This window comes from Kitasatospora sp. RG8, assembly GCF_017813315.1.
Lineage (GTDB): Bacteria > Actinomycetota > Actinomycetes > Streptomycetales > Streptomycetaceae > Kitasatospora.
This window is the reverse complement of record NZ_JAGIYX010000022.1, coordinates 65,482-83,260: the sequence shown is the minus strand read 5'-3', so window position 1 is coordinate 83,260 and position 17,779 is coordinate 65,482. Positions and strand designations below refer to the sequence as shown.

The 17,779-nt window shown below is 73.5% G+C and carries 17 protein-coding genes; 5 read left to right on the top strand and 12 right to left on the bottom strand.

What is annotated here, in order from left to right; all coding sequences use genetic code 11:
* Positions 1–483 precede the first annotated feature (483 nt).
* From J5Y04_RS27955 to J5Y04_RS27935, 5 genes are read right to left on the bottom strand one after another with little or no spacing between them, the layout of a single operon-like run.
* A complete protein-coding gene (locus J5Y04_RS27955) occupies positions 484–1,518 on the bottom strand; it encodes an ABC transporter ATP-binding protein (RefSeq protein ID WP_209415181.1) in 1,035 nt (344 codons plus the stop codon).
* Positions 1,515–2,513, bottom strand: coding sequence for an ABC transporter ATP-binding protein (locus J5Y04_RS27950; protein WP_209415180.1), 999 nt, complete (start codon positions 2,511–2,513; stop codon positions 1,515–1,517). The genes J5Y04_RS27955 and J5Y04_RS27950 overlap by 4 nt, the downstream gene beginning before the upstream one ends.
* Positions 2,513–3,499 carry an ABC transporter permease gene (locus J5Y04_RS27945; protein WP_209415179.1) on the bottom strand — a complete coding sequence of 329 codons (987 nt, stop codon included), beginning with the start codon at positions 3,497–3,499 and terminating at the stop codon, positions 2,513–2,515. Before J5Y04_RS27945 ends, J5Y04_RS27950 begins: the two co-directional genes overlap by 1 nt.
* Complete coding sequence (locus tag J5Y04_RS27940; protein ID WP_209415178.1) at positions 3,496–4,455, bottom strand: ABC transporter permease; 960 nt, start codon at positions 4,453–4,455, stop codon at positions 3,496–3,498. Before J5Y04_RS27940 ends, J5Y04_RS27945 begins: the two co-directional genes overlap by 4 nt.
* Before the next feature lie 14 nt (positions 4,456–4,469).
* Positions 4,470–6,221 (bottom strand): ABC transporter substrate-binding protein, encoded by a 1,752-nt coding sequence (locus J5Y04_RS27935; protein WP_209415177.1) that lies wholly within the window; start codon positions 6,219–6,221, stop codon positions 4,470–4,472.
* A gap of 212 nt (positions 6,222–6,433) precedes the next feature.
* Between J5Y04_RS27935 and J5Y04_RS27930 the strand changes: the two genes are divergently transcribed.
* Positions 6,434–7,909: an aminopeptidase P family protein gene (locus J5Y04_RS27930; RefSeq protein WP_307853331.1), complete on the top strand. Its 1,476-nt coding sequence runs from the start codon at positions 6,434–6,436 to the stop codon at positions 7,907–7,909.
* 93 nt (positions 7,910–8,002) lie between these two features.
* On the opposite strand, the gene J5Y04_RS27925 is transcribed toward J5Y04_RS27930, so the two are convergent.
* From J5Y04_RS27925 to J5Y04_RS27915, 3 genes are all read right to left on the bottom strand, one after another.
* Positions 8,003–9,049 (bottom strand): nitronate monooxygenase, encoded by a 1,047-nt coding sequence (locus J5Y04_RS27925; protein WP_307853330.1) that lies wholly within the window; start codon positions 9,047–9,049, stop codon positions 8,003–8,005.
* Between the two features lie 113 nt (positions 9,050–9,162).
* Positions 9,163–9,813 carry a response regulator transcription factor gene (locus J5Y04_RS27920; protein WP_148647669.1) on the bottom strand — a complete coding sequence of 217 codons (651 nt, stop codon included), beginning with the start codon at positions 9,811–9,813 and terminating at the stop codon, positions 9,163–9,165.
* Positions 9,814–9,952: 139 nt separating this feature from the next.
* Positions 9,953–11,173 carry a sensor histidine kinase gene (locus J5Y04_RS27915; protein WP_209415176.1) on the bottom strand — a complete coding sequence of 407 codons (1,221 nt, stop codon included), beginning with the start codon at positions 11,171–11,173 and terminating at the stop codon, positions 9,953–9,955.
* 165 nt (positions 11,174–11,338) lie between these two features.
* On the opposite strand from J5Y04_RS27915, the gene J5Y04_RS27910 reads away from it, so the two are divergent.
* Together J5Y04_RS27910 and J5Y04_RS27905 are read left to right on the top strand one after the other, a co-directional pair.
* On the top strand, positions 11,339–12,415 hold the full coding sequence (locus J5Y04_RS27910) for an ABC transporter permease (protein WP_209415175.1): 1,077 nt from the start codon (positions 11,339–11,341) through the stop codon (positions 12,413–12,415).
* On the top strand, positions 12,412–13,092 hold the full coding sequence (locus J5Y04_RS27905) for an ABC transporter ATP-binding protein (protein ID WP_209415174.1): 681 nt from the start codon (positions 12,412–12,414) through the stop codon (positions 13,090–13,092). The genes J5Y04_RS27910 and J5Y04_RS27905 overlap by 4 nt, the downstream gene beginning before the upstream one ends.
* Position 13,093: 1 nt before the next feature.
* Here J5Y04_RS27905 and J5Y04_RS27900 read toward each other — a convergent pair whose 3' ends face one another.
* The 3 genes from J5Y04_RS27900 to J5Y04_RS27890 all read right to left on the bottom strand — a co-directional run bounded on the left by J5Y04_RS27900 (position 13,094) and on the right by J5Y04_RS27890 (position 15,576).
* Positions 13,094–13,690, bottom strand: a complete 597-nt coding sequence (locus J5Y04_RS27900; RefSeq protein WP_209415173.1) for a Uma2 family endonuclease — start codon at positions 13,688–13,690, stop codon at positions 13,094–13,096.
* A gap of 100 nt (positions 13,691–13,790) precedes the next feature.
* The gene (locus J5Y04_RS27895; protein ID WP_209415172.1) at positions 13,791–14,501 is read right to left on the bottom strand and encodes a GntR family transcriptional regulator; all 711 of its coding nucleotides are present in this window, start codon (positions 14,499–14,501) and stop codon (positions 13,791–13,793) included.
* A gap of 190 nt (positions 14,502–14,691) precedes the next feature.
* Positions 14,692–15,576: an NAD(P)-dependent oxidoreductase gene (locus J5Y04_RS27890; protein WP_209415171.1), complete on the bottom strand. Its 885-nt coding sequence runs from the start codon at positions 15,574–15,576 to the stop codon at positions 14,692–14,694.
* 99 nt (positions 15,577–15,675) lie between these two features.
* On the opposite strand from J5Y04_RS27890, the gene J5Y04_RS27885 reads away from it, so the two are divergent.
* Both J5Y04_RS27885 and J5Y04_RS27880 read left to right on the top strand, forming a co-directional pair.
* Complete coding sequence (locus J5Y04_RS27885) at positions 15,676–16,254, top strand: TetR/AcrR family transcriptional regulator (RefSeq protein WP_209415170.1); 579 nt, start codon at positions 15,676–15,678, stop codon at positions 16,252–16,254.
* A 265-nt stretch (positions 16,255–16,519) separates the two neighbouring features.
* Positions 16,520–16,852, top strand: a complete 333-nt coding sequence (locus J5Y04_RS27880) for a hypothetical protein (RefSeq protein ID WP_209415169.1) — start codon at positions 16,520–16,522, stop codon at positions 16,850–16,852.
* A gap of 7 nt (positions 16,853–16,859) precedes the next feature.
* Here the strand turns inward: J5Y04_RS27880 and J5Y04_RS27875 are convergent, their stop codons facing one another.
* Positions 16,860–17,729, bottom strand: coding sequence for an ornithine cyclodeaminase family protein (locus J5Y04_RS27875; RefSeq protein WP_245205564.1), 870 nt, complete (start codon positions 17,727–17,729; stop codon positions 16,860–16,862).
* Positions 17,730–17,779 lie beyond the last annotated feature (50 nt).

Sequence of the window (17,779 nt, the reverse complement as noted above, 5' to 3'; positions counted from 1 at the left end):
CGCACGCGGCTCGGGTCACGCGGGGGGCGTTCACGCGGGGGCCGGTCACGCGGGGGGCGTTGACGCGGAGGCCGTTCACGCGGCTCGACCCACACAACTCGGCACACGTAGTTCGGTCCACGCGCTTCGGTTCACGCGCTTCGGTTCACGCCGCCCGACGTGCTCCACGCGGGCCGGGCAACGATCACCGCAGCCGTCACGGTAACCGCGCCGACCGCGGCGACCGCGGCAACCACGGAAGGCCCGCACCCTTCTTCTCGGGTGCGGGCCTTCGACATGCTGGAGCCCGGCCGGGCGCGGCCCTCAAGAGGTTCCCCGCCGCGCCCGACCGGGGGTCGGTGTGAGGGCCCGTCGTCCGGACCCCCGGGTTGCGGGGGTCCGTCGTCCGAGCCCCCCTGAGTGCGGGGCCCGTCGTCCGGGTCCCCGGGTTGGAGCCGTACCGCCCGCCGTGGGGGAGGCTGAGCGGTACGGCGCTCGGGGAGGTCAGGCCTCCGGGAAGTGGCACGCCGCCTGCCGGGCACCCGGCCCGGCGATCTGCAGCAGCGGCCGTTCCGTCCGGCAGACGTCCTGCGCCTTCGGGCAACGCGGGTGGAATGAGCAGCCGGACGGCGGGTTGGCCGGGCTCGGCGGGTCGCCGAGCAGCACGATCCGCTCGCGCGCCCGCTCCGCCGCCGGGTCCGGCAGCGGTACGGCGGAGAGCAGCGCCCGGGTGTAGGGGTGGGCGGGGTTGCCGTACACCTCCTCCTTGGCGCCGATCTCGACGATCCGGCCGAGGTACATCACCGCGACCCGGTCGCAGACCCGCTTGACCACCGAGAGGTCGTGCGCGATGAACACGTACGCCAGCCCCAGCTCGTCCTGGAGCCGCTCCATCAGGTTGACCACCTGGGCCTGGATCGAGACGTCCAGTGCGGAGACCGGCTCGTCGGCGATCACCAGCCGGGGCGAGGTGGCCAGCGAGCGGGCGATGCCGATGCGCTGCGCCTGGCCGCCGGAGAACTCGTGCGGGTAGCGGTCGATGTGTTCGGGGATCAGCCCGACGAGCTCCATCAGCTCGGCGGCGCGCTTGCGCGCGTCCGCCGCGCTCGACCCCTGGATCAGCAGCGGTTCGGAGATGATCCGGGCCACCGTCTGCCGGGGGTTGAGCGAGGAGTACGGGTCCTGGAAGACCATCTGGAGGTCGCGGCGGTGCGGCCGCAGCTGGGCCTGGGAGAGACCGCCGATCTCGGTGCCGTCGAAGGTGACAGTGCCCGAGGTCGGGTCGAGCAGCCGGACGATCATCCGTCCGGTGGTGGACTTGCCGCAGCCGGACTCGCCGACCAGGCCGAGCGTCTCGCCCTTGCCGACGTCGAAGCTGACGCCGTCCACGGCCCGGACCGCGGATCCCGCCCGGCCGTTGCGGCCGCGCTTGCCGGGGAAGGTCTTGACCAGGTCCCGCACGGAGAGCAGCGGTTCGGCATCCGAGGGGACCCGGGCGGCCGGCAGCGCCTGGGCTGCCGGGGACGCGTGAGCGGTCATGAACGGGCTCCTTGCGGCACCAGCGGCAGGTGGCAGGCGGCCTGGTGGCCGGGGGCGAGCGGACCGAGCGCGGGGCGCTCGGCCAGGCAGCGGGCGTGCTCCTCGGCGGTGGCCGCGGTGGTGCGGGCGCAGCGCGGGGCGAAGGAGCAGCCGGGGGCGGGGGCGATCAGCGACGGCGGGCTGCCGGGGATGGCCCGCAGCGGGGCGTCGTCGGTGTCGTCGAGGCGGGGCAGCGAGTCGAGCAGCCCGCGGGTGTACGGGTGCGCGGGGGCGCTGAACAGCCCGTCCACGGGGGCCTGTTCGGCGGCCCGTCCGCCGTACATGACCAGGACCTCGTGGGCGACCCGGGCGACCACGCCGAGGTCGTGGGTGATCATGACGACGCCGAGGCCGCGCTCCTGCTGGATCCGGGCGATCAGGTCGAGGATCTGGGCCTGGACGGTGACGTCGAGAGCGGTGGTGGGCTCGTCGGCGATCAGCAGGTCGGGTTCGCAGGCGAGCGCCATGGCGATCATCACGCGCTGGCGCATGCCGCCGGAGAACTGGTGCGGGTACTCGTCGATCCGGCGGGCGGGTTCGGGGATGCCGACCTCGCCGAGCATCTCCAGGGCCCGCGCGCGGCCGGCCTTGCGGGAGGCCTTGAAGTGCACCCGGTAGTGCTCGGCGATCTGCTCGCCGACGGTGTAGAAGGGGTGCAGGCTGGACAGCGGGTCCTGGAAGATCATGGCGATCCGCCGGCCCCGGATGGTGCCCAACTGCCGCTCCCCCAGGCCGATCAGCTCCTGCCCGGCCAGCCGGATCGAGCCGTTGACGGCGGCGCCGCGGTGCAGGCCCATCACGGCCAGCGAGGTGACGGACTTGCCGCTGCCGGACTCCCCGACCAGACCGAGGGTCTGCCCGGCCTCGACGGTGAAGGAGATGCCGTCGACGGCCCGGACGGTACCGCGCGGGGTGTCGAAGGAGACTGTGAGATCTTCGACCTCCAACAGTGCCATCAGTACCTCACTCTCGGGTCGACCACCGCGTAGAGCAGGTCGACCAGCAGGTTCGCCGCGACGATGAAGAAGGCCGCGAGCAGGGTGACGCCGAGGATGACCGGCTGGTCGGAGCGGGTCAGCCCGTCGTAGAAGAGCCGGCCGACCCCGGGCAGGCCGAAGATGGACTCGGTGATGACGGCGCCCGCGAGCAGGCCGCCGAGGTCGATGCCGAAGATGGTCAGGATGGGTGTCATCCCGGAGCGCAGCCCGTGCTTGACCGTCACGGTCAGCGCGGGCAGGCCCTTGGCCCGGGCGGTACGGATGTACGGCTCGGCCATCGTCTCGATCATCGAGTTGCGGCTCTGCCGGGCGTACGTGGCCGCGTACAGCAGGGCCAGTGCGATCCAGGGGAGCAACAGGTTGGATGCCCAGCCGAACGGGTCCTCGGTGAAGGGGTGGTACGACGGGTAGGGCAGCAGGCCGGCGGATCGCACGACGCCCCAGATCAGCATGATCGAGGTGAAGTAGACCGGCAGCGAGGCGGCGCCGACCGAGAGGACCGTCAGGATCCGGTCGGTGATGCTGCCCTTGCGCAGGGCCGAGGTGACGCCGGCGCCGAGCCCGAGGACCAGCCAGAGCACCGCCGCGCCGAACGCGAGCGAGATGGAGACCGGCAGGCGGTCGGTGAGCAGGTCCCAGACGGGCAGCCCGTACTCGTACGAGTAGCCGAGGCACGGGAAACCGCAGTGCACGGCGCTGGGGCCGCTGCCGTAGTCGCGGCCGACGAAGATGCCGGCCAGGTAGCTGCCGAACTGGCTCCAGATCGGCTGGTCCAGGCCCATCGCCTCCTTGACGGCGGCGAGTCGCTCGGGGCTGCACGTCTTGCCGCAGGCGGCTGCGGCCGGGTCGTTGGGCAGCAGGTAGAAGATGGTGAAGGTGATGGCGCAGATGGCGAGCAGGATGCCCGCGACACCGATCAGCCGGCGGCCGAGGTAGATGATCACGACCGGCCTCCCCGGGGGTCGAGGATGTCCCGCAGCGCGTCGCCGAGCAGGGTGAAGGCGAGCACCGCGACGAAGAGGAAGACCGTCGGGATGAGGAAGTACGTCGGATCGGTCTCGTAGTGGACGATGCTCTCGGAGATCATCTGCCCCCAGGACGCGGTGGGCGGGCGGACGCCGACGCCGAGGTAGCCGAGCGCGGCCTCGGTGGCGATCATGCCGGGGATCAGCAGCGTGGTGTAGGCGATGATCGGGCCGGAGACGTTCGGCAGGATCTCCCGGGTGAGGATGCGCCAGGAGCGGGCCCCGCCGACCTTGGCGGCCTCGACGTACTCACGGTGCTTGAGCGAGAGCGTCTGGCCGCGGACCACCCGGGCGATGCCGGGCCAGCCGAACAGGCCGATCACCAGGGTCATCAGCAGGATCCGGTTGACGTCCTTGGCCACCGACATCATGGCGATCATGAAGATCAGCGAGGGGAAGGACATCGTGAGGTCCATCAGCCGGGAGAGCGCCGCGTCGATGCGGCCGCCGAAGTAGCCGGCCGCGATGCCGGCCAGGGTGCCGACGATCACGACGAGGGCGGTCGCGGTGAACGCGATCAGCAGCGAGACCTGCCCGCCGTGCAGGACGCGGGCGAACAGGTCGCGGCCCGAGCCGGGTTCGACGCCGAGCCAGTGCCGGCTGCCGATCCCGCCGAAGTCGCCGATCGGGACACCGCCCATGTAGGGGTCGACGGCGCGCTTGTCGAACTCTTCGGGGGTCCAGCCGCCGAGGGAGCTCAACGGGCCGGCCAGGGCGGCCGACAGCACCAGCACGGCGACGGTGATCAGGCCGAAGCGGGCCGAGCCCTTGGCCCACAGCTGGTCCCAGACCAGCCGCCAGGGCCCGCGCCCGGTGGCCTTCGCGGGGCCCGCCGCCGTGTTCTCCACGGCGGCGGGCTCAGTGGTTGTACTCATCGGATGACGGTCCCTCAGCCCTGGCTCTTCGCAGGGTCCTTGAGGCCGACCACGGCCATGTCGAGCATGCCCGCGTAGCCGGAGTTGCCGAAGGCGCCGGCCACGTTGGTGCCAACCAGCAGCGGGCGGCGCTGCCACATCAGCGGGACGGCCGGGGCCTTCTTCAGCAGCTCCTCGTCGAGCTGCTTCCAGGCGGCGTTGGCCTGGGCCAGGTCGGTCATGGCCGCGATCTGGTCCATCCGGTCCATCGTGGCCTGGTCGCGGAACTGGCTGTAGTTGCCCTGGTTGCCCTTCTCCTTGATGGTGCGGCCGTCGAAGAGGAAGGGCAGGAAGGTGGCGCCGGACGGGTAGTCCGGGCACCAGCCGTTGATGTACAGGTCGGGGGCGTTCTTGATGTCGCCGACGGCGTCGGCGATGGCGGAGGCGTCCATGGTGTTGACGGTGACCTGGATGCCGGCCTTGGCCAGCGACTGCTGGAGCGCCTCACCGCGGCTCTTGTCCCCGATGGAGACGGTGAGCGAGACCTTGAGGTCGGTCTTGCCGGCCGCCTTCAGCAGCTCCTTGGCCTTCTCCGGGTCACCGGCGGCCGGGATCTTCAGCGGGTCGGCCTTGGCGCCGCCGGTGAGCGCGGGCGGCAGGTAGGAGGTGGCGACATCGGCCAGCGCGGGACCGCCGAACGCGGTGACCTGGGCCTCGCGGTCAACCGCGTACATCATCGCCTCGCGGACCTTCGGGTCGTCGAAGGGCGCCTTGGCGTTGTTCAGGTACAGCATGTCGGTACAGCCGGTCTGCTCGGCCACCATGCGGCCCTTGACGTCCGCCTTGGGCAGCACCTTGGAGACGGACTCGTGCTGCATCCACGGCATCTCGATGGTGGAGGCGTCGGCGCCGTCACTGGCGATGATCCGGTCGTCGACCTGGCCGCCCTTGAGGCCCTGGGTGACCACGATCTTGTCCGGGTAGGCCTTGCGGACCGAGTCGGAGGCCTGGTCCCAGTTGGTGTTGCGGACCAGCACGAGCTGCTTGCCGCGGTCGTAGGAGGCGATCTTGTACGGCCCGGAGGAGAACGGCCGTGAGTCGTACTGCGTGCCCTTCTCCTGCGACTGCGGCACCGGGGAGAAGGTCGGCAGGGTGGCCGTGTACGAGAACTCGGCGACCGGGCGCTTGAGGCGGAAGACGATCGTCTTGTCGTCCGGCGTCTCGATGCTCGACAGGTGCTCGCCGGTCAGCGGGCCCTTGTAGTTCTCGCCGCCGGCCAGGTACTGGACGGCGTAGTCGGGGCCACCGGTGAGGTCCGGGGAGAAGGACCGCTCGACGTTGTACTTGATGTCGGCGGACTTGATCGGGCTGCCGTCCTCGTACTTCAGACCGTCACGCAGGGTGAAGGTCCAGGTCTTGCCCCCGTCGGAGGACTTGCCGAGGTCGGTGGCGAGGTCCGGCACGATCTCGCTGCCGGCGGCGCCCGGCTCGGCCTTGAAGGTGACCAGGGTGCGGTAGATCAGCCGGGTGCCGAAGTCCATGTGCGGCAGCACCCAGTTGCGGGCCGGGTCGAGGTGGGCGAAGTCCTGGTTGGTCAGCACGGTCAGGGTGCCGCCCTTGACCGGCGTGCCGCCGACGATCTCGCCGGACGCCGCACCCGGCGCCTTGGTGCTGCCGGCGGCGGCGTCGCCGCTGTCGCTCTTGTCCTTGTCACCACAGGCCCCGAGGCCGAGGGTCAGTGTGGCTGCGATAACCGCCGCGAGGGCGGCGTGGGTGCGCCTGGTCATGTGCAACTCCGCAGTGGGGGCCCGAAGCGAGGGCCGTGCTCCGACCCCGGCGCTGATCCGGGGCCCGGCCGGGAGAGCGACCTCAGGGGGTCTAGCCGCTCCACGGTGTGACCCGTAACATAGTAATGTGAAATTGCACTGCACAAGAGGTGACGCATCCCGTTACCGAGCTGTGTCCGTGCGGACCTCCAGCCCCACTTAGGAGAATCACGGTGACCCTCCGTCAGACCGGCCTCAACACCGGCAGCCACGACCTCCCCGTCTCGCCCGCCCTCAACGCCTTCATGGGCACCTCCTGGGCCCCCACGCCCCTGCCCGCCGAGGACCGGGTCCCCGGGTACACCGTGCTGCCCGGACGACGCAGCCGGCTCTCCGCGGCCTTCCCCGGCGAGCGCCTGATCGTCCCGGCCGGCCGGCTCAAGGTGCGCAGCAACGACGTCGACTACCGCTTCCGCCCGCACAGCGCCTATGCCTGGCTCACCGGCCTCACCGGCGAGGACCAGGTCGGCCACGTCCTGGTCCTCGAACCCTCGGGGCCCGAGGGCCACGAGCCCGTGCTCTACCTGCGCCCCCGCTCCCCGCGCGGCGGCGACCCGGTCCGCGGCGCCGAGTTCTTCCGCGACCGCCGCTACGGCGAGTTCTGGGTCGGCCGCCGCCCCGACCTCGACGAGGCCGCCCGGCTCACCGGCGTGCGCGTCGAGCACCTCGACGAGCTGGACAAGCTCCTCACCGGCCCGCAGCCGGCCACCCGCGTCCTCGCCGACGTCGACCCCGAGCTCGACGCCGCCACCGGCCGCCCCGGCTCCCCCGGGATCGCCCAGGCCGACGGCACCCTCGCCGCCGTCCTGTCCGAGCTGCGCCTGGTCAAGGACGCCTGGGAGGTCGAGCAGCTCCAGCTCTCCGTCGACCACACCGTGCTGGGCTTCGAGGACGTCGTCCGCGCCCTGCCCGCCGCGTTCCGCCACCACCGCGGCGAGCGCTGGATCGAGGGCGTCTTCAACCTGCGCGCCCGCGCCGAGGGCAACGGCATCGGCTACGAGACCATCGCCGCCAGCGGCGCCCACGCCTGCGTCCTGCACTGGATCCGCAACGACGGCGCCCTCGACCCGAACACCCTGCTGCTGCTCGACGCCGGCGTGGAGACCGACACCCTCTACACCGCCGACATCACCCGGACCCTCCCGCTGAACGGCACCTTCAGCCCGGTCCAGCGCCAGGCCTACGAGCTGGTCCTCGCCGCCCAGCAGGCCGGCATCGACACCCTGCGCCCCGGCGCCCGCTTCCGCGACTTCCACGCCGCCGCCGCCCGGGTCATCGCCGAGGGCCTGGCCGACTGGGGCATCCTGCCGGTCTCCGCCGAGGAGGCCCTCGCCGACGACAGCGGCCTCTACCGCCGCTACACGCTCTGCGGCACCGGCCACATGCTCGGCCTCGACGTCCACGACTGCGCCAAGGCCCGCGCCGAGACCTACCTCGACGGCGTCCTCGAGGAGGGCCACGTCCTCACCGTCGAGCCCGGCCTCTACCTCCAGCCCGACGACGAGACCCTCCCCCTCGAACTCCGCGGCCTCGGCATCCGCATCGAGGACGACCTCGTCATCACCGCCGACGGCGCCCGCCTGATGTCCGGCGCCCTCCCCCGCACCGTCCCGGCCATCGAGTCCTGGATGGCCGAGCTCCTCGGCTGAGGCTCACGCCGCGGGGGGCCGGGCGACCAGGGTCACCCGGCCCCCCGCGGCAGCGCCACGTCCCGGCGGGGACCCGCCACCACCGCGCCGCGCTCAGCGACAGGCCTGCTTCCACAGCTCCTTGACGATCTCCGCGGCCGGCCCGCCGCGGGCCGCCCGGTGGCCGGTGCCCGCCCACAGGTGCATCGCCGACGTGTCCGCCCGCGCGGCCGCCGCAGCGCGCAGCGGCTGGGTGAGGTGGTGCACCTCGGGGTAGGCGGCCGGCGCGTACGGGCCGAACCGCTCGATGAACGCGTTGCGCAGACCGCGCGCCGGACGGCCGGTGAAGGCCCGGGTCACCACCGTGCCGGGGAGTTCGGCCAGGGCCGCCCGGTGCGCCGCCGACGCGCCGGACTCGTCGGCCCGCAGCAGCGCCGTCCCCAGCTGGACCGCCACCGCACCGGCCCGCAGCGCGGCCGCGATCCCCGCACCGTCGGCCAGGCCGCCCGCCGCGACGAGCGGCAGCGCCGTCACCGCCCTTACCGCGGCCAGCAGTTCGAGCAACGGAACGTCCCCCGGCCGGTCCGCGACCCGGTGGGTGGCCCGGTGCCCGCCCGCCTCCGGGCCCTGGACGCAGAGCGCGTCCATCCCGGCCGCCTCGGCGCACCGCGCCTCCTCGGGCGTGGTGACCGTGCCGACCTGGTAGGTGCCGGCCGCCCGCAGGGCCCGCGCCTCCTCGGGCGAGGGCAGGCCGAAGGTGTACGACACCACGGGGACGGGCACCGGCCGGGCCAGCAGCGCGGCGATCTTGGCGTCCCAGTCGTCGCGGTCCGGCGCGATCGCCACGGGCAGCCGGACACCCCGGCGGTCGGCCTCCGGGAGCAGGCGCTCCCGGTACGCGGCGACGGCCAGCGGGTCGCCGGGCCCGGCGGGGACGAAGAGGTTCACGCCGAACGGACGGTCCGTCAGCCCGGCCGTCCGCTCGATCTGTTCGACCATCGCACCGGCGCTCCGGTACCCGCCGGCGAGCATGCCGAGCCCGCCGGCCGCGTTGACCGCGGCCACCAGCTCCGGCGTGGACGCCCCGCCCGCCATGGGCGCGGCGATGACGGGGACGGCGAGCTCGCCGGGGCTGACGGCGGCCGTACGGGGTGCCTCCACGCGGGTCCTCCACTCCACGGAACGGTTCGGACCCGACCAACCCTACGCCCGGCCCCGCGCCGCACGGCGCCCCGCCGTCGCCGCCTCCCCCGGCCGTCACCCCTCCCCGGCCGTCACACCCCCCGCCGGATGAGCCCCCGCCCGCGCGCCTCCCGGACCGCCGCCGTGCGCGAGTCGACGCCCAGCTTGGTGTAGATGTGGACCAGGTGCGACTTTACCGTCGCCTGGCTCAGGTGCAGCCGCTGGCTGATCTGCTGGTTGGTCAGCCCGTCCGCGACCAGGCCCAGCACCTCGGTCTCCCGCGCGCTGAGGGCGGCCGACGGCGTCCGCATCCGTTCCAGCAGCCGGTCGGCCACCGTGGCGGCCAGCGCCGTGCGCCCGGCCGCCGCCGAGCGGACCGCCCGGGCGAGCTCCTCGGGCGGCGCGTCCTTGAGCAGGTAGCCGGTGGCGCCGGCCTCCAGCGCCGGGAGGGTGTCGGCGTCGGTGTCGTAGGTGGTGACGACGAGCACCCGCGGAGCCCCGGCCCCACGGGCGGTGATCGCCGCGGTGGCCTGGGCGCCGTTCATCGCCGAGCCCGGCCCGAACTGGAGGTCCATCAGCACCACGTCGACCTCCACCTCCGCCGCCAGCTGGACGGCCCGTTCGGCGGTGGCGGCCTCGGCGACGATGGCGAAGTCCGGTTCGCTCTCCAGCACGGCCCGCAGGCCGGCCCGGACCACCGGGTGGTCGTCGGCGAGCAGCAGTCGGATCACCTGATCACTCACGAACGCTCCTCGGTCCCGTAGATCGGCAGGGTCGGACAGGTCGGACAGGTCGGACGGGCCCCGCAGACCGCGCGGGCCGCCCGGGATCCACGGGCCGCGCCGACTGCACGCGCCGCACCGACCGGGCAGGCCGCGCGGCTCATGCCGGGTCCTCGTGCACGGCGGCGGGCACCGGCAGCAGCACGGCGAGCGCCGTCCCCTCCCCCGGCGCGGACTCCACGGTGAACGTACCGCCGAGCGCCCGCGCCCTGGCCCGCATCGACGGCAGGCCGAAGCCGCCGTCCCCGCCGGCGCCGCCCGCCCCCGCGGCGACCGCCGCGGGGTCGAACCCGGTCCCGTCGTCGAACACGTCCAGCGCCACCTCGCCCTCCATGTAGCTGAGCGTCACCTCGGCGTGCGAGGCCTTGGCGTGCCGCACCGCGTTGCCGAGCGCGGACTGCGCGATCCGCAGCAGCGCGACCTCCTGCGGCACCGGCAGCTGCACCCGGTCCCCCGAGACGTGCAGGCGGACGGGCAGGCCGCTGTGCGCCGTGGTGGTGGCGCAGAGCCGCTCCAGGGCGACCGGCAGCGAGCTGCCCTCCAGGTCGGCCGGGGCGAGCGCACGGACGAAGCGCCGGGCCTCGGCGAGGTTGTCCTGGGCGGCCTGCCGGGCCTGCTCGACGTAGTCGGCGGCGGCCTCGGTCCGCTCGGGCAGCGCCCGCTGGGCGGCGCGCAGCAGCAGCTGGATGCTGGAGAGGCTCTGCGCGAGGGTGTCGTGGATCTCCCGGGCGAGCCGTTCGCGCTCGGCGAGCACACCGGCCGCGTGGTGGGCGGCGGCGGCGTCGGCGCGGGCGGCGGTCAGCTCGTCGATGAGCCGGCGCCGCTCCTCGCTCTCCCGGTAGAGCGCCTGGTAGCCGAGGACGGTGGCGGTGGCGACGGCCGCGCCGAGCGCGGGCCCGATGGCGGCGGCCAGGCTGAACGCGTGCTGGTGCCAGGACCAGGCCGTGATCGCCGCGGCCGCCGTGAGTGCGACCGCCACGAGCCCGCCCCGGCGGCCGAGCAGGTGCAGCTCCAGGAAGTACAGCGGGAAGGCCAGCCAGACCCCGTCCTGGGTGGCGACCAGCACGCCCACCCAGGTGACGCCGAGCAGTGCCAGCCAGAGCGCGGCGGCCCGCCGGGACCGCCGGACGGCCCCGACCAGCGGCCCGGCCGCGTAGACGGCGGCCATCGCGGTGGCGGCCGCGGTGACGGCCGCCGGGTCGCCGTCGCGGCCCGCCAGGGCCCGGGCGACGGCGAGCGCCAGCAGGCCCGCCACCAACAGGTGCAGGCAGACCTGGAGCACGCGGGCGACGGGGGTGGTGCGAAGTCGTTCGGTCGCCATCCGTCCAGCCTAGGATCCGCGCCGCCCTCCAGGCATCAATCAAAAGGTTGAACTCCGCTTCTTCCCTTTGATGCCAGGGATCCAATCCCCCGGGCGATGCCCGCCGACTCCCTCCTCCGCGACCGTGGTCAGTGTTGCCGGAGCAGTCGAGCAGAGAGGCCGGACGTGTTTGTCGCCTGGAGGGACCTGGGGTTCGCCAAGGGGCGGTTCGCCCTGATGGGAACCGTCATCGTGCTGATCACCGTGCTGGTCGGCCTGCTCTCGGGCCTGACGGCCGGGCTGGGCCGGCAGAACATCTCGGCGATCACCGGCCTGCCCGCCGACCGGCTGGTCTTCTCGAAACCGGCCGACGGCCAGCAGCTGTCCTTCACCGACTCCCAGGTCACACCGGAGCAGTGGCAGGGCTGGGCGCAGCAGCCGGGCGTCACGTCCGCGCAGCCGCTCGGCATCACCACCACCAAGGCCGGCGCCGGGCAGCGCACCGCCGCGCTCTCGGCCTTCGGCGTGCCGGACGGCTCCGGGCTCGCCCCGCAGGGCTCCCTGGTCGCCCCCGGCCGGGCCGTGCTCTCCGAGACCGCCGCCGAGGACCTCGGGGGTCTGCGCCCCGGCGCGGCCTTCACCCTGGCGGGCCACCCGCTCCAGGTGGCCGCGGTGTCGGGTGACGCCTCCTACAGCCACACCCCGGTCGTCTGGACCAGCCTCACCGACTGGCAGCAGTTCGCGCCGGGCGGCGCCGGGCACGCCACCGTGATCGCCCTGATCACGACCTCCGGCGCCGACCCTGCCGCCGGTGACGCCCGCTTCGGCACCGAGACCAGGAGCCGCGACGACGCGCTGGCCGCCATCGGCTCCTACACCTCCGAGAACGGCTCGCTCCAGCTGATGCGCGGCTTCCTGTTCGCCATCTCGGCGCTGGTCATCGGTGCCTTCTTCACCGTCTGGACGATCCAGCGCAGCGGCGACGTCGCCGTCCTGAAGGCGCTCGGCGCCTCGACCCGCTACCTGCTGAGGGACGCGCTCGGCCAGGCCGTGCTGCTGCTGGTGCTCGGCACGGCCGTCGGCACCGCCATCGCGGCCGGCGCGGGGGCGCTGATCGGCTCCGCGGTCCCGTTCGTCCTGGACGCCCCGACCGTCCTCCTGCCGGCCGCCGTGATGATCGCGCTCGGCGCGGTCGGCGCCGCCCTGTCCATCCGCCGGATCACCTCCGTCGACCCGCTGACCGCCCTGGGGAGCGCCCGATGACCCTCGCACTCGACCGCATCACGCTCACCTACCCGGACGGCGACGGCCGGCTGACCGCCCTGGACGAGGTGTCGCTCACCGTCCCCAAGGGCTCGATCACCGCGGTGGTGGGCCCGTCCGGCTCCGGCAAGTCCAGCCTGCTGGCGGTCGCCGCGACCCTGATCGCCCCGGACACCGGCCGGGTCGTGGTGGACGGCGTCGAGACCACCGGCCTGAACCGCGCCGAGCTCACCGCCCTGCGCCGGCACCGGATCGGCATCGTCTTCCAGCAGGCCAACCTGCTGCCCTCGCTCACCGCGGCCGAGCAGCTCCAGGTGATGGCCCACCTCGACGGCCGCTCCCCACGCGCCGCCCTCCCCCGGGCCCTCGAACTCCTGGACGCCGTGGGCCTGCGCGACCAGGCCGGCCGCCGCCCGCACCAGCTCTCCGGCGGTCAGCGCCAGCGCGTCAACATCGCCCGCGCGCTGATGAACGACCCGACCGTCCTGCTGATCGACGAGCCGACCAGCGCCCTCGACCACGACCGCGGCGCCGCCGTGATCGACCTCATCACCGACCTCACCCACCGCCGCGCCACGGCCACGGTGCTGGTCACCCACGACCGCACCCACCTCACCGCGGTCGACCAGGTCGCCGAGGTCCAGGACGGCAGGCTGACCGTCCCGGCGGCGGCCTGAGCTACTTCTTCGCCGCGAGCACGTCGTCCACCGCGAGCGTCACGGACGCCCCGATCGACTCGGGCAGCGTGAAGCTCTGTCCGGGGTGGTGGACGGCGTGCAGGCGGTACTCGCCGTCCTGCGGCTCGGTCAGCACCATGACACGCTGATTGGTCCGGTCCACGATCACGTAGACGGGGACCCCGGCGGAGGCGTAGGCAGCGGGCTTCTTCTTGAGGTCGTCACTGTGGTTGGAGGAGGTCACCTCCAGCACGAGACGGAAGACCGCGGGGTCGTAGCAGTTGTACTCGATCAGATGGTCATCGCTGTCCGCATCGAGAACGGCCAGGTCAGGGACGGCATAATCCGATGGCCCGTCAGGCAGCCAGATGCCGATGTTCTGGAAGACCTCCGTCTCACCGTCATCGAGGCCGGCCTCGAAGAGGGCGCGCATGAGCCTGGTCAGCGAGCGACCGTGTCGCATGTTCGGCGGCGGCGTCACGGTGATCTGGCTCCCGATGATCTCGACCCGGTAGCCGGGGAGCTGGTTGGAGATCAGCTCGGCGGCTTCGAGCAGCGTCGGCTGCTCCATGGGCTCTTCCACTGCTGCGGCGGACACGGAATTCCTCCTGGCTGCCGATGTCGAGAGCATCATCGTAGAGCCGGGCCACGTTCGGGCACCCGATCGTCCGCATTCACCCGAACGGGCGGTTTGGCTCCTACCGGGCCCGCAGCTTCAGGGCCGGACGGGGCTCCTCCGGCTCGGCCTGGCCCTCGGCCCAGAGCGAGCGGACGTGGCCGAGGTGGCGGGTCATGCAGGCCTCGGCGGCCGCCGCGTCGCCGGAGATCATGAGGTCGAGCAGCTCCAGGTGCTCCTCCGCGGAGGTGACCAGCTCGCCGCGCTCGTCGAGGCGGTTGAGGCCGTAGAGGCGGGAGCGCTTGCGCAGGTCGCCGACGACCTCGACCAGGTGGGCGTTGCCGGCGAGGCCGAGCAGGTCCAGGTGGAACTGGCGGTCGGCCTCCAGGTAGCCGATCAGGTCGTGCTTGCGGGCGGCGGCGACGATGGCCTCGGCCTGCGGGCGCAGCGCCTCCAGCTGTTCGGCGGTGGCGGTGCCGGTCACCCGCCCGATGGTGGGGATCTCGATCAGGGCGCGGATCTCGGTGTACTCGTCGAGGTCGCGCTCGTTGAGCTCGGTGACGCGGAAGCCCTTGTTGCGGACGGCCTCGACCAGGCCCTCGCGGGCGAGGTCGAGCATCGCCTCGCGGACGGGGGTGGCGGAGACGCCGAAGTCGGCGGCGAGGGCGGGCGCGGAGTAGACCACGCCCGGGCGCAGCTCACCGGAGATCAGGGCGGCGCGCAGCGCGTGGGCGACCTGGTCGCGCAGCCGCTCCTGGACGGAGATCAGGGTGCGGGGTTTCAGGTCGGACATGGTGTTCCTCCGGTGGTTGCAGAACACCAGCGTACAATGTCACGTTACGTTGAGTGTGCAACATTTCGTGATTCGGGTGATCCGTCGCCGGACCACGGCCGCGGCGGGGACCGGCCGTGACCGGGACCATCGTCGCAGCGGCCGCCGGCCGTGACAACGGCCGGCGGCCCGCTCCGCCGCAACGATCCCGCTACACGTCCCTGAACTGGCTGATCACACTGGTCACGCTGGACGCCCCGTGCCCGGCGGCGACCCCGCGCCGGAAGACGTCGGCCACCAGCGCCGGCAGCGCGTCGTCCACCCCGGAGGCCGCCGCCGTGTGCCGGACGTGCTCCACACTGGCGAGGCCCATGGCGAGCCGGTCCACGTCGCCCGCATGGTGGCCGGCTGCGATCCGGGGCGCGTAGAACGCGAGGAAGCCGGGTATGGAGGCGGCCGTCGAGGCGGCGTGGGGCAGGAACTCGTCGGCCGGGATGCCGTTGGCCTCGGCGACCGCGGTGGCGTGCAGGTAGCCGGCCATCGAGGTCCAGAAGAGGTCCATCTGGAGCTGGTAGTACAGCTGGGCCAGCCCGGGGTCGTCGCCGCGGTAGTCGGCGCCGGTCATGACCTCCAGGGTGGCCCGGTGCCGCCTGAACAGCCCGACCGGCCCGCTGTAGAAGGTGAACGACCCCTCCTTGCCGATGCCCGAGGGCGGCACCTGCACCCCTCCCGTGAGGTGGCCAGCGCCGAGCGCGGCGAGTCGGCGGGCGGCCTCACGGGCCCGCTCCGGGGTGTCCGAGCTGAGGTTGACGACCACCTTCCCGGCGAGCACGCCCTCGGCGGCGGAGAGGACGGCGAAGACCGCGTCGTAGTCGGTCAGGCTGAGCACCACCAGCTCGTTGGCGGCGACGGCGGCCTCGGCACTGGGTGCGAGGACGGCGCCACGGGCGACCAGGCCGGCGGCCCGGGCGGCGGTCCGGTTCCAGACCGTGACGGCGTGACCGGCGTCCAGGTAGGCGCCGGCCATCGCCTGCCCCATCGGGCCGAGGCCGATCACGGTGACGGGCTTCCTGGACTCCTGCTGCGGGACGGACATGGGACTCCCCCTCCACTAGAACGATCGCTCTATCCAGGGACGAAGCTAGCACGGATCTGGAACGAACGCTCTATTCAGAACGTCGGCTAGACTCACGCCGTGAAGACGACGACCACCGGCACCCGCGAGCGGATCGTCCGCGCCACCTCCCGGTTGCTGCAGCGCCAGGGGTACGAGGGCACCGGGATCAAGCAGATCTCGCGCGAGGCGGAGGCCACCCTCGGCTCCGTCTACCACTTCTTCCCGGGCGGGAAGCAGGAGTTGGCCGCAGCGGCGATCCGCCACGGCGACCGGGAGTTCGCGGGCATGCTGCGCGAAGGGCTGGGATCGTCGGAGGACCCGGCCGAGGCGGTCACCGCCTGCACCCGGCTGCTCGCCGTGGCCCTGCGCGAATCCGGCTGGCAGGACGGCTGCCCGATCACCAGTACCGCACTGGAGACGGTCGGCCGCGCCCCGGTGATCGAGCAGGCCGTCGTCGAGGCCTTCGCCAACTGGCGCGCCGTCGTCGAGGAGAAGCTGCTCGCGGCCGGTCTCGGCGCCGACGACTCGCGTGAACTGGCCGCCACCGTCATCAGCACCCTGGAGGGCGCCGAGCTCGCCGCCCAGGTCGCCCGCAGCGAGGAGCCGCTGCACGTCACCGGCAAGCACCTGGCCCGCCTGATCGGCACCTACCGGTAGGACGCGCGGCGCCGGACCGGACGACGGGGCGCAGCCACAACGGACCGCTGCGCCAACGGACCGGGCCGGACGACGGGCCACATCGACAACGGACCGTAACGCCCGGCACGCCGCAGCGACAACGGACCGGACCGTGCCGGGCCGGACGACGGGCCGGGAAAACGGAAAAGCGGCCGGCGCGGCAGGGGATCCCTTCCCCGCCACGCCGGCCGCAGCTTGCGGCCCACCCACTCACGACGCCCGACCAGAGCCCGGGGAAACGGACTTGGGAATCGAACTCGCCCTCTACGACCGCCGCCCTCCCGGACACCGGAAGCGGCCCGCCGTCGAGCTGCACCTCTCACTCGGCCACGGCGACGCGCTGGCGGCCGCCCTCGCCGCCCACGCCCACCCCACCGGCCACCGCCTCGGCCGGGTCGACCCCTACGGCGACACCCTGTTCAACGAGCAGGACGCCGCCGCCGCACTGGCCGAGACGGCCGCCCTGCTGGACCGGTGCACCACCGAGGCCCAGCGGGCGGCCGTCCGCGACCTCGCCGAGGTGCTCGCCACGTGTGCCGGCACCCCCGGCAGTTGGCTCTGCTTCCTCGGCGACTGAGAGTCCCTCAGCAGTCGCGCCGGTGCATCTGCGCCGCGACCGCGAGGTCCTCCCATGCCATGCCGACGCTCTTGAAGAACCGCGGCCGGTCACCCGGCACCGGCACCTCGCCGCGCACCAGCTCGGCCAGGTTCCAGAGCGCGTCCGCGCCGGTGACACCCGCCATCAGCAGGTCCCCGGCCTCCCGCAGCGCGACGGCCCGCGCCTCGACGTAGAGCTCCGCCCGGCCGACCAGGGTCGCGTCCACCTCGCGGGCCTGCGGCTCGTGCGAGCCGACCGCCGCCACGACGGCGTGGTCCGGCACCAGCGCGCCGTCGAACAGCGGGGTGCGCGCGGTGGTGCAGCAGACCACCAGGTCGGCCCCGGCCACCGCGTCCGGCGTCCCCACCCCGGCCGACAGCCCGAGCCGGCGCGCGTACGCGGCCAGCGCCTCGGCGGGCACCTCGCTGCGGGCCACCACCGTGACCCGGGTCAGCGGCCGGACGGCGAGCAGTGCGTCCAGGTGCCCGTACGCCTGCGGCCCGGCGCCGAACAGCACCAGATGCGCGGCGTCCGGCGCGGCCAGCCGGCGCAGCGCGACGGCGGTGACGGCTGGCGTGCGGAGTGCGGTGAGCGCGGCGCCGTCCATGAGGGCGACGGGCTGCAGCGTCGGACCGTCCAGCAGCAGGTAGCTGCCGGTGATCCGGGGCAGGCCGATCCCGGGGTTGGCGGGGGCCACCCCGGCGATCTTCACCCCGACGTACTCGGCGGAGGCCGCGGGCATCAGCAGCAGTTCCCCGGCCGGCACCGGCACCGCCGAGCGGGCGGGCGCGGTCTCGGGGTCCAGCCCCTCCAGCAGCACGCGCTCGATCGCGTCGGCCGCCTCCACCGGGGTCAGCCCGGCGGCGTCCGGGCCGGCGCCCGGCGCGGCGTGCTGGAGCGGCTCAG